This window comes from Pseudenhygromyxa sp. WMMC2535, assembly GCF_011083025.2.
The window spans coordinates 1,068,286-1,083,499 of sequence record NZ_JABJWV010000001.1; the positions used below are offsets into that span (position 1 = coordinate 1,068,286).

Sequence of the window (15,214 nt, forward strand, 5' to 3'; positions counted from 1 at the left end):
GGAGGACTCAGAGGGCTTCGAGAGCCTGTCGGAGGTCAACGAGGAGTCTTTGCCAGGCACGGAGCTGGTTTATCTCGCCATCGAGATCCAAGCGCTCGAGCAGTGTTCTCCGCATCGACTGAAAAGACTTTCGCCGACGACCGGGCTTCTCTGCCTTCGAGAGCGCCGCTTGGAGTATCTCCTTGGGATTTGCGCGCTCTTCCGCCTGTTTTGTCCCTGGCAGCTCCAACGGGGCCCTTCCCCTTGGGTTTCCAGCGACAGCACGAATCATGCTCTCATCGAGGAGCAACCAGGCCTCGAGCTCCTGAATCGGCACGAGCGCCACACACGCGACGGGAAGCTCGCTCTCCTCGACTCCCCTGGTGATCACGTCACGGATATCCGCGTCATCTCTCGCATCAGCGTCACGATGAATGAAGACGAGATTATAGTCTCGAAAGTGCGCCATCACCCACTTCAACTGCGCGCCGATCTTCTTGCCTGGCGGGTTGGGGTACTTCCCAAAATCCACCCAACGACCCGACACCTCCATCGCCCCCGCCCTGAGGCAGAGGCTCTCCAAGTGCAGGACGAGGGGCTCCTCGCTCGACCCCTCGCTGATGAGAAGAAAGTTGACCTTCACGGCTCACCCTCCTGTGCCAGCAAGGCCAGCTGCGCGCCAGGAGGGTTCTCGTAGTGTCGCTCAGAAGGGCTCAGGTAGTCGATGAGATCGGCCAGACCCAGGCCCTCATCTTGCGAGTGCTCGGTCCGCCAGGTTCGGGAGAGCGAGAGGAGACGCAGCGCTCGGGTCTCCTTTTCGAATGGACCTCGCATGCTCACGAGCTTGGCGATCAGCAGCGAGCCAGGATTACGCGCGTGGACAAAGCGAACCAGGCCAGGAGAGTGAGTGTTGACAATGATCTGACGCAGCGGGTTCAGGGCCGAAGGGGGCTCCTCTGCCCTGATCGCCAAGCCGCAGACCAGATCGACCATCGCCTCTAGCCGCGCTGGATGAATTCCATTCTCAGGCTCCTCCATGCACAGCACCCCGCGGACGCTGGGGTCAATATCGAGCACAGCGAGCGCGAGGAAGCGCAGCATCCCATCCGAGAGCGCACGTGCGGGCAAGAACCCTCCCGCGCTCCCCTCGAGTTCGATGGTGAGCAGCTCCCGTTTGTCGTCTCGATCGACGCGCACCCCACGGACAGGAACCAGCGCAGACATGCGGTTTGCCAGCTCGGCGTAGACGCCGTCTGGATCTGGCTCAGCGCCCTCACCGCTGTAATTGGCGAGCGAATAGAGGGTCGCCGCGACGTTTGCTCCGTTTGGGGCCACCTTCTTTGGAGCCCAGAATTCGTCAGGCTCACGCATTGCCGCCGGCTCGAGCGCCAAGCGACGCCAAGACTGCATCTCTCGCCTCGCGGCGAGGATCGTCGGGTACTCGGTCGTCGCCGCGCTACTGATGATCGTCGCCCTCGCATTGTACGCAGGAAAGGGCGAGGGCCGACCTCCGTGCTTGTCCTGGCTGACTCGAATGATGACTTGGCCATCGGCATCCGTCTCGGTCCAGATGAAGGGATGTTTGCCGGTCGGATGCCCCTTGAGCACAGCATTGCGAAACTTCCCAGCGCTGTGCTCGAAGCGCAGCTTCGTCCGAGCCTCGTCCCGAGTAATGTGTGCCAGCTGCTCTCGCCGGAGCACCAGCCGCCCTTGGGTGTCCATCCCCACCGGGCCCTCGTAGCCAAGCTCGAGTTCGTAACGCATGTAGGTCGTCGAAGGCTCCGCGACGCGACCAAAGTCGTCCTCGACGCTATCCGGAACGATCATCTCGACGGCGAAGCGCATGTCTCGAGCCCGAACACCTCCGTCTGTCCAAAACAATTCCCGAGGATCCCCCACCCGCTTGTTCGTCGCGCGCACGAGGTTGGGCCCCTCGAGCAGCGCATGGTCAGCCAGCGCGCTGAGGAACTCGATGGCGTCGAAGATATTCGACTTCCCCACGGCGTTTGGCCCCGCGATACATGTGAAGGGACCGAAATCGACCTCGAACCCAAGCAAGTTCTTGAAGCCATCGACCTCTAGCCGCGTGAGCATGTCGAAGTTTACCCCTTTTACGCGCTCAGGCGTCCGTGCGCGCCCACTTGGGCTCGCGCTTCTCGACGAAGGCCATGGTCCCCTCGACCCCCTCGGGCCCGCGGATCGCCCGGGCGAAGTCCCGCGCGCCGCGGTCGAGGAGCACCTCGAGGTTCTCGGACAGGGCCGAGATCATCAGGTCCTTGGTCACCGCCACGGCCCCCGGGGCGCAGCGGCGCAGGTCGGCGAGGGTCTGGGCCAGGCCGGTCTCGAGCGCCTCGGCGCTAGCGTAGCTCTCGTGGACCAGGCCGATCGCCTTGGCCTGGTCGCCGTCGAGGCGGCCGCCGGTGACGGCGAGGCGGCGGGCCTGGGTCAGGCCGATGCGGCGCACGATGAAGGGCGCGATCTGTGCCGGGGGGATGCCCAGCGAGGTCTCGGGCAGGCGGAACTTGGCGTCGGCCCGGGCCAGGGTCACGTCGGCGACGCAGGCCAGGCCGAAGCCGCCGCCCATGGCCGCGCCCTCGACCACGGCGATGACCGCCTGCGGGGCGGCCTCGACCACGCTGAGCATGGTCCCGAACAGGCGGTTGCCGGCGACCAGGGGATCGTCGGGGCCGCCGGGCTCCTCGGGCGAGGTCATGCGCACCTTGGCCATGTCCTTGACGTCACCGCCGGCGCAAAAGTGGCCGCCCGCGCCGCGCAGGACCACGGCGCGCACCGGCGCGTCGCTCTCGGCCGCGTCCTCGAGGGCGTCGAAGACCGCGATCAGCTCCTCGACCATGGCGAAGCTCATGGCGTTGCGGACCTCGGGTCGGTCGAGGCTCAGGTGGAGCACCGCGCCCTCGAGGCGCAGCTTCAGGTGCTCGGTCTTGGGAAGTTCGAAGTGGCTCATTTGCGGCGCTTGGGCAGGATCTCGAGGTACTTGCAGATGATGCCCATCATCACCTCGTCGGCGCCGGCGCCGATCGAGACCAGGCGGGCGTCACGGAAGGCGCGGACGATCCTGTTTTCGTTCATGTAGCCCATGCCGCCGTGGAACTGGACGCACCAGTCGGCGACCTCGCGGCACAGCCGCCCGCACTTGAGCTTGGCCATGGACGCCAGCTTGGTCACGTCCTTGCCGCTGACGTAGAGCTCCGTGGCCCGGTAGACCAGGGCCTTGAGGGCCTCGACCTCCGTGGTCATCTCGGCGATGCGGTAGTGCACCCACTGGTTGTCGAGCACGCTCCCGCCAAAGATCTTGCGCTCGCGGGTGTAGTCGATGGTCCACTCGAGCATGCGCTCGATCGAGCGCACCGAGTGCGCCGCGCCCCACAGCCGCTCCTCCTGGAATTGCAGCATCTGATAGAAGAAGCCGAAGCCCTCCTGGCCGATCAGGTTGCGCTGAGGCACGCGCACGTTCTCGAAGAAGATCTGCGCCGTATCCGAGGAGCGCATCCCGAGCTTGTCGAGCTTTGTCGAGCGGTCGATGCCCTTGGCGTCGAGGGGGACGACGATCAGGCTCTTGTTCTTGTGGGCCGGGGCGCCCTCGACGGTGTTGACCAGGCAGCACATCCAGTCGGCCTGGTGGCCGTTGGTGATCCACATCTTGCCGCCGTTGATCACGAAGTCGTCGCCCTCCTTGCGGGCGTGGGTCTTGATCGCGGCGACGTCGGAGCCGGCCCCGACCTCGGACACGCCGATGCAGCCGACCAGGTCACCGGCGATGCTCGGCTCGAGGAACTCGCGCCTGAGCGCCTCGCTGCCGAAGCGGGCCAGGGCCGGGGTGCACATGTCGGTCTGCACGCCGATCGCCAGGGGCACGCCGCCGCAGTCGATGTTCGCCAGCTCCTCGGCCATGACCACGGTGTAGGAGTAGTCGAGGCCCGCGCCGCCGTGCTCCTCGGGGTACTTGAGGCCGAGCAGGCCCTGCTCGCCGAAGCGCTTGAACACCTCGTGGGCCGGGAACGCGCCCTCGGCCTCCCAGCCGTCGACGTGGGGGTTGACGTATTTGTCGATGACCTGGTTGACGGTCTTGCGCAGTAGCTCGTGCTCTTCGGTGAACTTCATGGTCGGGCTCCCAGGAGGACGCGGTGACAGTGGCGGATGAGGGGACGAAAACAGGCGGGACGAAAACAGGCGGGGCGAGAACAAGCGGGGGAAATCAAAACCGCGCGACCCCGAAGGTGTTGGGTCGCAGCTCGCGGGCGGCGGCCTCGCGGCAGGTCGACAGGGCCATGGCGAGCACGCGGCGGCTGTCGCGAGGGTCGATGATCCCGTCGTCCCACAGCCGCGCGGTCGCAAACAAGGCCGTGGACTCGGCCTCGATCTTGGCGACGAGGACCTCTCGCATCATGCGGACGTTGTCGTCGCGGGCGGCCTTGGCCGCGTCGTCGAGCAGGTGATCCGTGGCGGCGAACTTGGCCGTGGTGATGATCTCCATGACCGTGCCGATCTGCTCGGCGCCCATGACCGCGACCTTGGCGTTGGGCCAGGCGAAGATGAAGCGCGGGTCGAAGGCCCGGCCGCACATGCCGTAGTTCCCGGCCCCGTAGCCCCCGCCGATCATCAAGGTGATCTGCGGGACGCTGGCGTTGGCCACGGCCTGGATCATCTTGGCGCCGTGCTTGATCGCCCCGCGCTGCTCGACGGCCTTGCCGACCATGAAGCCGGTGGTGTTTTGCAGGTAGAGGATCGGCACGTTGGCCTGGCAGCACAGCTGGATGAACTGCGCGGCCTTGCACGAGCCCTCGGGCATGATCGGCCCGGCGTTGGCCACGATCCCGCAGGCGTGGCCCTCGATCGCCGCGTGGCCGCAGACCGTGTCCGTGCCCCAGCGCGCCTTGAACTCGAGGAAGTCCGAGTCGTCGACGAGGCGGGCGATCAGCTCGCGGATCTCGAAGGGGTGGCGCGGGTCGGGGGGCACGAGGCCACACAACTCCTCGCTGTCGTAGCGCGGGGGCTTGAAGGACCGCGCGGCCAGGCCCGCCCCGCCGCCGCCGAGCGGGTCGTTCCAGCCGAGCTTGGCGACGAGCTCACGCGCCATGCGCACGCCGTGGGCGTCGTCCTCGGCCAGGTACTCGGCGAGGCCCGAGACCTCGGCGTGCATCTGCGCCCCGCCCAGCTCCTCGTCGCTGGCCTCCTCGCCGATCGCGGCCTTGACCAGGGGCGGCCCGGCCAAGAACACCTTGGCGCGGTCGCGGACGACGATCACGTAGTCGCTCAGCCCCGGGAGGTAGGCGCCGCCCGCCGTCGACGAGCCGTGGACCACGGTGATGTGCGGGATCCCGGCGGCGGAGGCTCGGGCCATGTTGCAGAACACCCGGCCGCCCTCGACGAAGATCTCGCTTTGATAGTTGAGGTTGGCCCCGCCGCTCTCGACCAGGCCGATGGTCGGGAGCTTGTTCTCGAGGGCGATGCGCTGGGCTCGGAGGCTCTTTTGCAGGCCCATGGGGGCGATCGAGCCGCCTTTGATCGCGCTGTCGTTGGCCGAGATCATGCAGCGCACCCCGGACACGAAGCCGACCCCCGTGATGTTGCCCCCGCCCAGGGTGTCGCGGCGGCCGTTGTCGTCGTGGAGCTTGTAGCCGGCGAGGGTCGAGAGCTCGAGGAAGGGGCTGCCGGGGTCGAGCAGACGATCCACGCGCTCGCGCGGGGTCAGCTGCCCGCGCTTTTCGAACTTCGCGCGCTTGGCCTCGCCGTGGGCGCGGACATTGGCCTCGAGGGCGCGAAAGCCCTCGACGAGGGCGAGCATCTCGGCGCGCTGGCGCTGATAGGTCTCGCTGCGGGTGTCGAGCTTGGAGGGGAGGATGGGCATGGGTCTCAGTCCTGGCCCTGCTCGGGCTTGGCGAGGGCCGCGAGCTCGGTGGGCAAGGTGTCGCGGTGAAAGCCCGCGTAGGACCGGGAGCGATCGTGGTCGGGCATCGGCCAGTGGTGGGGCATCAGCGGGGCCCCGCCGTCCACGCTCAGGGTCTCGCCGGTGATGAAGCTCGCCGCCGGCGAGAGTAAAAAGCAGATCGTCGCCGAGACCTCGGCCTCGCTGCCCAGGCGCTTGAGCGGCACGCCCTGGGCGAGCTTGGGGATCATCGCGCGGACCATCTCCGGGTAGGTCTCGAGGCCGGAGCTGGCGATCCACCCCGGGGCCACAGCGTTGACCCGGACCCCATTTTGGGCCCACTCGACGGCGGCGGTCTTGGTGAAGTTGATCATCCCGGCCCGCGCCGCCCCGGAGTGGCCCATGCCCGGCATGCCCTTCCACATGTCGGCGACGATGTTGACCACCGCGCCGCCAGCTTTTTTGAAGTGCTGGGTGAAGAGCTCGCGGGCCATGAGGAAGCCGCCGACCAAGTTGGTGCGGACCACGGTCTCGAAGCCCTTTTGATTGATCGCCTCGAGCGGCGCCGGGTACTGGCCGCCGGCGTTGTTGACCAGCCCGGCCACGGCCCCGCGCGCCTCGAGGACCGCCGCGACGGTGTCGCGAACATTGGTCTCGTCGCGGATGTCGAGGCTGTGACAGCTGGCCTGGCTGCCATCGTCGAGGATCTCGGCCATGACCCGCTCGAGCTTCTCGAGCTTGCGGCCGATCAGCACCGTGTGCGCGCCGAGGGAGGCGAGCTCGTGGGCCGTGCAGCGACCGATGCCGCTGCCGCCCCCGGTGACCACGAAGGTCTGGCCGGCGAAGAGGTCGGGACGAAAGATGGAGCGGTAGTGCGTGCTCATGGGGAAGACTCCGGTTGTGGCGCGGGCTCGGGCGCGGGCTCGGGGACCAGGGCGTCGATGCGCTCGGGCGCGCTGCCCAGCGCGCGCAGCAAAAAGCGCGTCGCCAGGGGCAAGGTCCGCGCCGGCGGGGCCGGGCGCTCCCAGACCATCGCCTCGAAGAGCAGATCATCGAGCAGCGCCAGGGCCAGGTGCGCGGCCATGCGGTCGTCGTCGACCACGAAGCAGCCGCGCGCGCGGCCGTCGGCGATCAACGCGGCCAGGGGCTTGGCCAGGGTCTCGCGGCCCTCGAGCCAGATGCGCTCGACCTCCTCGGAGCTCGTCGCCCGGCGCAGGACCTGAACCATGGGCACCTGCTCGGCCATGCTCGCGTGGATCCGGTCGAGGACCGCGACCAGGCGGGCGTCCGCCGGCAGCTCGAGCTGGACCTCGGGCTCGTCGAAGGCGCGCAGGTAGTGCTGAAGCACCTCGCCGCGCAGGTAGGGCAGCAGCGCCTGCTTGCTCTTGAAGTAGAGGTAGAAGGTCCCCTGGGCGACGCCGGCCTCGCGCACGATCGCCGACACGCTGGTCTGCTCGAAGCCTCGCTCGAGGAACAGACGCTTGGCCGTGGACAGCAGCTGGCGCCGACGACTCTTGGGTTGGCTATGTGACTGACTGTCAGTCACCTCCCCAAAGGTGCCCTAGCGCCGGCTCCCTCGTCAAGGCGGATCCGCGCGTTTGCGCCGGCGTTCGAGGAAGCCCATGACCAGATCCACGAGGCCGCGGCGAAACCCGGGCTCGTGGATCTCCCCGGGGCGCTGGCGCAATGTGCCGCGAATCACGCCACCGACGGCGGCGGTCAGCATGTAGGCCACCCGCTCGGGATCCTCGATCTCCAGGTCCGGGCGCATGCGCAGCGCGGCCGCGGCCATGGTCGTCGCAAAGGCCTGGACCTCGTCGGCCGTCGCCACCTCGGACAGGGGCTCGAGGCGAAAGAGCGCCTGGTCGAGGCGCGGGTTGACCTCGTGCACCGCGATCAGCCCGTCCATCAGCCCCGTGATCGCGTCCTCCAGCGAGGGCTGCATGAGATCACCCAGTGCCTCCGAAAGCAGCGCGCGCAGCTGCTCGATGTGCCGCTCGGCCAGGGCCTCGATGATCGCCTCGCGGTCCTCGAAGTACTGATAGAGCGTCCCGATGCTGACCCCGGCCAAGGCCGCGATGGCGTTCGTCGTGGCCGCCTCGGGTCCCTCGCGCTCGAGAATCTGAGCAGTCGCGACCAGTATCGCCTCCACGGTCGCCTTCGATCGTGCCTGAGTGGGCTTTCGACGACCACTAGCGCGCCTTTTTGAGCTTCGGGTTTTCTGAACCATAAGCGAGTACCAAAATATGAGTGGTAGCTCATATTTGTAGGCATGAACAGCGTGACCAAGCTGATTAGCGGCGCTCGCTTCCTGGCGGCCTTCGCGTCGATGACGCGCAACCCCAACCAGCTCGATCGGGTGTTCCGGCTCATCGACGGCATCGACGCCAACGACGACGAAGGACTCCTCGACGAGATCTTCTCGCGCCCGGACTTCGGCCCGGTCGCCTCGGGCGACATCCCGCCCCTGAGCCTGCGTCCCCCGGCGCTGCGTCGGCTGCCCGCCGGCAGCCTCGGCCGCGAGCTGATCTCCTTCTTGGACGAGCGCGGCCTCGACCCCGAGTCCCTCAAGCGCCAAGAGGCCCCCCAGACCGCCTTCGATCGCATCCGCGTCCACCTCCAGCGCAGCCACGACCTGTGGCACGTGCTCACGGGCTTCGGCACCGACGTGGCCAGCGAGCTCGGGCTCCAGGCTTTCTACGGCGCCCAGTTCGACAGCCCCGCCGCCATGGCGATCATCACCGCCGGCTTCCTCAACGGCCTGTTGTTCGAAAAGCGCGACATCAGCCGGCGCCTCGAGGCCGTCGCCCTCGGCTGGCAGATGGGCAAGCAGGCCAAGTCCTTCGTCGGCGTCGACTGGACGTCCTGGCTCGACAAGCCGCTCGAGGAGGTCCGTGCGCACTTCGCCGTGGACCCCGCCCAGGTCGAGAACGTCGGGGCGCTCGAGAAGGGCACGACCCGCATCCGCGCCGCGGCCTGAGCCCGAAGCGAGCGAGCGAGCGGAGCTCGCGCGTAGGCTGTGCTGGAATGACCGCCCTAGCCGCCGCGTCGGGGGCCGAGCGCACGAAGGTCGCCACCGCCGGATCCCCGCGGTAGCTTCGGCCTCTCGCGCCTGCTCCGATGCTGTTCGCCAGCTTCGACTTTCTCCTCTTCTTCGTCCCGGTGCTGCTGGCCTTCTGGGCCCTGCGCAGTCACCCGAGGGCGCGAGTGCTGCTGCTGATCGCGGCCTCGTACTTCTTCTACATGGCCAGCGCCCGGCCGCCGGAGGGCGCGCTCTCGCCCCCGTGGACCTTCGCGGGGCTGCTGCTGATCTCCACGGTCCTCGACTACGTCGCCTCGCGGGAGATCCACCGCCGCGACGCCGCGGCCGCCAGCCCCGACGCCGCGATCGCCGCCCAGGCCAGGCGCGGGCGCAACGCGTGGCTACTCGTCAGCTTGCTCGGCAACCTCGGGCTGCTCGGCTACTTCAAGTACGCAAACTTCTTCATCCAGGCGAGCCTCGACATCGCGAGCGCCGTGGCCCCGGGCGCCGTCGATGGCATGAGCGCGCCGGTGATCGCCGCGATCTTGCCGATCGGCATCAGCTTCTACACCTTCCAGAGCCTCAGCTACACCATCGACGTCTGGCGCCAGCGCCTGACCCCCGAGCCGAGCTTTCGCCGCTTCGCGCTCTTCGTGGTGTTCTTCCCCCAGCTCGTCGCCGGGCCGATCGTCCGCGCGAGCGAGTTTCTGCCCCAGCTCCACCGCAAGCCCACGGTCAGCGCGAGCGCCGTGGAGCAGGGGCTGTTTCGCGTGTTCAAGGGGCTGATCAAGAAGGTCGTGCTCGGCGACTTCATCGCCGTCTACTTCACCGACATCGTCTTCGACACCCCGGGCGACTTCACCTCGCTCGAGTGCCTGCTCGCGCTCTACGCGTTCACGCTACAGATCTACGCCGACTTCGCCGGCTACTCGGACATCGCCATCGGCGTCGCCAAGCTGATGGGCTTCGAGATCCCCGAGAACTTCGACCGCCCCTACCAGGCTCGGGACGTGGGCGAGTTTTGGCGACGCTGGCACATGACCTTGTCGACCTGGCTGCGCGACTACCTGTTCTTCCCGCTCGGGGGCAGCCGCGGCAGCAACGGCCGGACCTACTTCAACTTGTGGCTGACCATGTTCTTGGTCGGCATGTGGCACGGCGCGAGCTGGAACTTCGTGATCTACAGCAACCTCCAGGGCGGGGCGGTGCTCTTCAACCGCTGGAACCGCCTGCGCGAGCGCAGCGTGGCCCGAGCGATCGGCCTGTGGGCCCTGGGCCTGCCGCTCTTCGCCCTGGCGATCTACGGCTTTGGCCTGAGCGTGCTCGACCTGCCCGTGGCCAAGGCGGGGATCCTCGCCGGGGGCTCGGCGCTGATCTTCGCGCTGATCGTGCTCTTGCCCCAGGCCCCGCGGACCCGCAAAGAAGACCGCCCCGGCCTGGCCTGGGTCGTGCCGATCCACATCTTCTCGACCTTCCACTTCTCCACCTTGACCCGGGTGTTCTTCCGCGCCGAGGACCTCGACCGGGCCAAGGCGATGATCGCCAAGTTGCTCGACTTCGAGGCCCTGGGCGTGCGCGAGGGGCTGTTTCGGATCCAGGGCGCCCACGACTGGCTGCGCGCGCGCGCCGAGGCCGGGCAGCTCGACGCGGGCGCGGGGTGGTTCCAGGCCGCCCTCGGCCTCGTGGAGTACGGCCTGCTGATCTTGATGGTGCTCGGCATCGCCTACCACTTCACCCCGCGGCGCTGGGTCGACGAGCACCTCCAGCGCGCCTTTTGCAGGCTCCCGGGGCCGGCCATCGGCCTGGCCTACGCGCTGCTCTGCCTGCTGCTCCTCCACCTCCTCGACGGCCCGCGGGCCAACATCTACTTCGCCTTCTAGGAGCTGCGCGTGCGCCACGAAGACGAAGGCACCCCGGCCGAGACGAAGGCCCAAAACACGCCCGCGGACGCGCCCGAGACGGCGTCTACGGGCGACGCTTCGCCCGAGGATCCCGAGCCCGAGCCCGAGCCCGACCCCAGTCCTGACTCCAGTCCTGACTCTGCGCCCGATTCGAGCTCGCCGACGCCGGAGATCGGCGAGCACCGGGCCCCCGACTCCCACCTGGGCCTGCTCGACGTCGAGGAGCAGGTCTCCAAGGTCGTGCTCGGCGAAGACGACGTCACCGCCGGCGCCCCGCTGCCGATCTCGACCTTCGCCAAGCTGCTCTCGGCCCTAGCGACCTTCGCCGCGCTGGTCGCCGCGAGCTACCTGATCCCCCTCGAGTGGGCCCAGCCGTGGCGCGCCGGCGAGGACTACGTGCCCTATTGGAACGTGATCGGCCGCGAGCTCATGGGCCAGGGCGCAGCCGCCGACGCCGACGCCGACGCGGCCGCGCACATGGCCGCCCTGGCCGAGCGCGCCGTGGACGAGGTCGTCGATCCCGTGGCCGAGCGCGAGGTCGTCGACCCGCCCCCGGACAGCGAGGGCGGGGCTCGCTACCCCGACTACGCCGCCCACGCGCTCGACCCCGATCCCGCCGAGCTCGAGCGCGCCATCGAGAACCCCGCCGCCCTCGCGCCCTTCTACGAGGCGCTCACGCGCACGGACCTCGGCTACGCCGGGGCGCTGACCCGCGTCGGCCACTGGGGCGACTCGGTGCTCGGCAACGACGGCATCACCTCGGCGATCCGCCGGCGCATGCAGGCCCGCTTCGGCGACGCCGGCCACGGCTTCCACGCCCTCGAGCGCTACGACGCCAGCTACCGCCACCAAAACGTGCGCTTCGAGAGCGCGGGCGCGGGCCCCTGGGAGCTGTGCTTCATCCGCAACCGCTGCATGAAGACCGACGGGCGCTACGGCTACGGCGGGGTCACGGTGTGGTCCACGGGCGGGGCGGCGAGCGAGTTCGAGACCCCCAGCAAGGGCCCGGTCGGCCTGCGGATCTCCGACTTCGAGCTGTGGTTCATGCGCCGCGACAAGGGCGGCAAGCTGCGCGTGCGCATCGACGGCGGGCCCGATCGCGGCGGCAGCGAGGTCGTGGTCGACACCGCGCTGAGCGAGGCGCAGCTCGCCCAAGGCCTCGAGAAGGTCGACGCCTGGGAGCGCATCGAGCTCGAGGACGGCCCGCACCGCGTCGAGGTCCGCGCCGGCGGGGGCGGGCTGGTCCGGGCCTACGGCGTCGTGCTCGAGCGCGAGGGGCCCGGCGTGGTCTGGGACGGCATGGCGCTGATCGGCGCGTTCACCAAGCGCCTGGGCGAGTTCGACGACGCCCACCTCCACGATCAGCTCGAGCACCGCGGCCTCGACCTGATGGTCTTCACCTTCGGCGGCAACGACATGACCCGCGCGGACCTGCGCGAGACCATGGACCCCTACGTCGAGGACTACGCCGCGGTCATCCGCCGCTTCAGGCAGGCCCGGCCCGCGGCCGCCTGCCTGATCATGGGCCCCGTCGACCACGGCGAGCGCGTGGGCGGCCGAGTCGTCAGCCGCGAGATCGTCGCGCGCATGACCACGGCCCAGCGCGAGGTCGCCCTCGCCGAGGGCTGCGCCTTCTTCGACACCCTCGCGGCCATGGGCGGCGACGGAGCCGTGGCCCGCTGGAAGAGCGAGAGCCTGATGAGCGGCGACCTCTCGCACCCCAGCTTCAAGGGCCACGCGCTGCTCGGGGCCATGGTCTACCGCGCGCTGATGGCCGGCTACGTCGACTTTCGACGCGCGCAGGCTGGGCAGCCGATGACCACCCAGCCAGAGCCGGCCCAGCCAGACTGAGCTCGGCGCCCGGCCAGGTCGACCCCGACCCGGCCGAGCGCCCGACCGAGCTCAGCCCTTCGCCAGGTCGAAGCGATCGAGCTGCATCACCTTCGTCCACGCGGCGACGAAGTCGTGCACGAACTTGTCCTTGGCGTCGTCGCCCCCGTAGACCTCTGCGAGCGCGCGCAGCTGCGAGTTCGAGCCGAACACCAGGTCGACCGCGGTGCCCGTCCAGCGCACGTCCCCGGTCTTGCGGTCGCGAGCCTCGTAGAGGCCCTCGACCGCCTCGGACTTGCTCCACTCCACGCTCATGTCGAGCAGGTTGACGAAGAAGTCGTTGGTCAGCGCGCCCGGCTGGTCCGTGAACACGCCGTGCTGGCTGCCGCCGTGGTTGGCCCCGAGCACGCGCAGCCCGCCAATCAGCACCGTCATCTCCGGCGCCGTCAGGCTGAGCATGTCGGCGCGCTCGACGAGCAGCTCCGGCAGGGGCTCGCCGGCGTCCTCGCCCAGATCCCCCACGTAATTGCGGAAGCCGTCGGCGTGCGGCTCGAGGGGGGCGAAGGACTCGGCGTCGGTCATCGCCTGGGTCGCGTCGCTGCGGCCCGGAGCGAAGGGCACGTCGACCGTCACGCCGGCGCGCTTGGCCGCGTCCTCGACCGCCGCGTTGCCGGCGATCACGATCAGGTCCGCGAGCGAGACCTGCTTGCCCCCGCGCTGCTTGGCGTTGAAGTCCGCCTGGATCTTCTCGAGCGCGGGCAGCACCTCGGCGAGCAGCTTGGGCTCGTTGACCTCCCAGTCCTTTTGCGGCGCCAGGCGGATGCGCGCGCCGTTGGCCCCGCCGCGCATGTCGGTCTCGCGGTAGCTCGACGCCGAGGCCCAGGCCAGCTTGATCAGCTCGGCCGAGGACAGCCCCGCGGCCAGCACCTGGTTCTCGAGCGCGGCCACGTCCTTGGCGTCGATCAGCGGGTGGTCGACCGCGGGCACCGGGTCCTGCCAGATCTGCGGCGGCGGGACCTCGGGGCCGAGCAGGCGCGCGTGCGGGCCCATGTCGCGGTGCGTGAGCTTGAACCAGGCCCTGGCGAAGGCCGCCTCGAACTCCTCGGGGTGCTCGTAGAAGCGCCGCGAGATCTTGGCGTAGGCCGGGTCCATCTTCAGGGCCAGGTCCGTGGTGAACATCATCGGCTTGTGGACCTTGCCCGGGTCGTGGGCGTCGGGGACCACCTTGCTGCTCTCGTCGGTGGGCTCCCACTGCTTGGCGCCGCCGGGGCCCTCGATCAGCACCCACTCGTACTCATAGAGGTTGGCGAAGTAGTCGTGGGACCAGTGATCCGGCGTCATCGTCCACGCGCCCTCGAGCCCGCTGGTGATCGCATCGCCGCCCTTGCCGGTGCCGTGGCTGTTCTTCCAGCCCAGGCCCTGCTGCTCGAGGGGCGCGGCCTCGGGCTCCGGGCCGAGGTGGCCCTTGGCCGGGGCCGCGCCGTGGGCCTTGCCCAGGGTGTGCCCGCCAGCGATCAGCGCGACCGTCTCCTCGTCGTTCATCGCCATGCGGCCGAAGGTGATGCGGATGTGCTTCGCGGCCAGCAGCGGATCCGGCTCGCCCCCGGGGCCCTCGGGGTTGACGTAGATCAGCCCCATCTCGCTCGCGCCCAGGCCCATCTTGAGGTGCCCGTCCTCCGTGAAGCGCTCGTCCGTCAACCACTTGGTCTCCGGACCCCAGTTGATGTCCCGCGGCTCGTAGATGTCCTCGCGCCCGCCGCCGAAGCCAAAGGTCTCAAAGCCCATGGACTCGAAGGCGACGTTGCCCGAGAGCACGATCAGGTCGGCCCACGACAGGCTGCGCCCGTACTTTTGCTTGACCGGCCACAGCAGCCGCCGGGCCTTGTCGAGGCTGGCGTTGTCGGGCCAGCTGTTGAGCGGCGCGAAGCGGATCGCCCCGTCGCCCGAGCCCCCGCGGCCGTCGGAGGTCCGATAGGTCCCCGAGCTGTGCCAGGCCAGACGGATCATCAGGCCGCCGTAGTGGCCGTAGTCCGCCGGCCACCACTCTTGCGAGGTCGTCAGCAGCTTCTCGATGTCGGCCTTGACCGCGTCGAGGTCGAGCTTCGAGAAGGCCGCGGCGTAGTCGAAGTCCTCGTCCACGGGGTCGCCGGTCGGCGCGTGGTGGGCGAGCACGCTGAGGTCCAGGCGCTCCGGCCACCAGTCGTCGTTGGTGTAGGGCGCGCTGGGCTTGGACACGCATTCTTGGCTGACCACGGCCCCGCCCTCGGCCGTGGGCTCCTTCGAGCTTCCCCCCTTGGCCGGGGCCGAGCAGCCGATCATCAGCGCCGACCAGCCGATCAGCGCGGTCAAAGACAAGGGTCGAGAGAGTCCTGGTTTGTGCGTCATCTACATACCTCCTCTCTCATTCCTATTCTTCGGCTGGGCAGCGGTCTAATCGATGCTGCCAATCACCCGATAGCTGCGCTCTATGTCACGACCTGACAGGTTCATAACTAGATACGAATGGCGTTATCTCCAGTGCGGAGACCCACACGAGAAACAGTGACCTTCGAGTCGTCCCGATCGGCCGCCGGCGCTCGCCCTCGCCTTGTCGCC

The 15,214-nt window shown here is 68.8% G+C and carries 12 protein-coding genes; 3 read left to right on the plus strand and 9 right to left on the minus strand.

The window, feature by feature from the left end:
• Positions 1-7: 7 nt before the first annotated feature.
• From G6O69_RS03915 to G6O69_RS03950, 8 genes are all read right to left on the minus strand, one after another.
• Positions 8-622 carry a hypothetical protein gene (locus G6O69_RS03915; RefSeq protein ID WP_172302186.1) on the minus strand — a complete coding sequence of 205 codons (615 nt, stop codon included), beginning with the start codon at positions 620-622 and terminating at the stop codon, positions 8-10.
• Positions 619-2,073: an AAA family ATPase gene (locus G6O69_RS03920; protein WP_172302187.1), complete on the minus strand. Its 1,455-nt coding sequence runs from the start codon at positions 2,071-2,073 to the stop codon at positions 619-621. Before G6O69_RS03920 ends, G6O69_RS03915 begins: the two co-directional genes overlap by 4 nt.
• 25 nt (positions 2,074-2,098) lie before the next feature.
• Entirely contained in the window at positions 2,099-2,944 is an 846-nt protein-coding gene (locus G6O69_RS03925; protein ID WP_172302188.1) for an enoyl-CoA hydratase-related protein, read from the minus strand.
• Positions 2,941-4,101: an acyl-CoA dehydrogenase family protein gene (locus G6O69_RS03930; RefSeq protein ID WP_172302189.1), complete on the minus strand. Its 1,161-nt coding sequence runs from the start codon at positions 4,099-4,101 to the stop codon at positions 2,941-2,943. The genes G6O69_RS03925 and G6O69_RS03930 overlap by 4 nt, the downstream gene beginning before the upstream one ends.
• 94 nt (positions 4,102-4,195) lie before the next feature.
• Positions 4,196-5,848, minus strand: coding sequence for an acyl-CoA carboxylase subunit beta (locus tag G6O69_RS03935; protein WP_172302190.1), 1,653 nt, complete (start codon positions 5,846-5,848; stop codon positions 4,196-4,198).
• A gap of 5 nt (positions 5,849-5,853) precedes the next feature.
• Entirely contained in the window at positions 5,854-6,750 is an 897-nt protein-coding gene (locus G6O69_RS03940) for an SDR family oxidoreductase (RefSeq protein WP_172302191.1), read from the minus strand.
• Positions 6,747-7,412: a TetR/AcrR family transcriptional regulator gene (locus G6O69_RS03945; RefSeq protein ID WP_172302192.1), complete on the minus strand. Its 666-nt coding sequence runs from the start codon at positions 7,410-7,412 to the stop codon at positions 6,747-6,749. Before G6O69_RS03945 ends, G6O69_RS03940 begins: the two co-directional genes overlap by 4 nt.
• A 33-nt stretch (positions 7,413-7,445) precedes the next feature.
• On the minus strand, positions 7,446-8,018 hold the full coding sequence (locus G6O69_RS03950; protein WP_172302193.1) for a TetR/AcrR family transcriptional regulator: 573 nt from the start codon (positions 8,016-8,018) through the stop codon (positions 7,446-7,448).
• Positions 8,019-8,147: 129 nt separating this feature from the next.
• Here G6O69_RS03950 and G6O69_RS03955 point away from each other — a divergent pair, with 129 nt between their 5' ends.
• The 3 genes from G6O69_RS03955 (at position 8,148) to G6O69_RS41885 (ending at position 12,640) form a co-directional block, all read left to right on the plus strand.
• Entirely contained in the window at positions 8,148-8,846 is a 699-nt protein-coding gene (locus G6O69_RS03955; protein ID WP_172302194.1) for a Coq4 family protein, read from the plus strand.
• A 140-nt stretch (positions 8,847-8,986) separates the two neighbouring features.
• Positions 8,987-10,768 carry an MBOAT family protein gene (locus G6O69_RS03960; RefSeq protein WP_172302195.1) on the plus strand — a complete coding sequence of 594 codons (1,782 nt, stop codon included), beginning with the start codon at positions 8,987-8,989 and terminating at the stop codon, positions 10,766-10,768.
• A 9-nt stretch (positions 10,769-10,777) separates the two neighbouring features.
• Positions 10,778-12,640 (plus strand): GDSL-type esterase/lipase family protein, encoded by a 1,863-nt coding sequence (locus G6O69_RS41885; protein ID WP_172302196.1) that lies wholly within the window; start codon positions 10,778-10,780, stop codon positions 12,638-12,640.
• A 51-nt stretch (positions 12,641-12,691) separates the two neighbouring features.
• Here G6O69_RS41885 and katG read toward each other — a convergent pair whose 3' ends face one another.
• Positions 12,692-15,004: a catalase/peroxidase HPI gene (gene katG, locus G6O69_RS03970; RefSeq protein ID WP_275943069.1), complete on the minus strand. Its 2,313-nt coding sequence runs from the start codon at positions 15,002-15,004 to the stop codon at positions 12,692-12,694.
• Between the last annotated feature and the right edge of the window lie 210 nt (positions 15,005-15,214).

Excerpts from the sequence above, each read along its gene's own strand:
- G6O69_RS03925 (WP_172302188.1), bottom strand. The coding sequence starts at position 2,944 with ATGAGCCACTTCGAACTTCCCAAGACCGAGCACCTGAAGCTGCGCCTC.
- G6O69_RS03920 (WP_172302187.1), bottom strand. The coding sequence starts at position 2,073 with ATGCTCACGCGGCTAGAGGTCGATGGCTTCAAGAACTTGCTTGGGTTC.
- G6O69_RS03930 (WP_172302189.1), bottom strand. The coding sequence starts at position 4,101 with ATGAAGTTCACCGAAGAGCACGAGCTACTGCGCAAGACCGTCAACCAG.
- G6O69_RS03935 (WP_172302190.1), bottom strand. The coding sequence starts at position 5,848 with ATGCCCATCCTCCCCTCCAAGCTCGACACCCGCAGCGAGACCTATCAG.
- G6O69_RS03960 (WP_172302195.1), top strand. The coding sequence starts at position 8,987 with ATGCTGTTCGCCAGCTTCGACTTTCTCCTCTTCTTCGTCCCGGTGCTG.
- katG (WP_275943069.1), bottom strand. The coding sequence starts at position 15,004 with ATGACGCACAAACCAGGACTCTCTCGACCCTTGTCTTTGACCGCGCTG.
- G6O69_RS03940 (WP_172302191.1), bottom strand. The coding sequence starts at position 6,750 with ATGAGCACGCACTACCGCTCCATCTTTCGTCCCGACCTCTTCGCCGGC.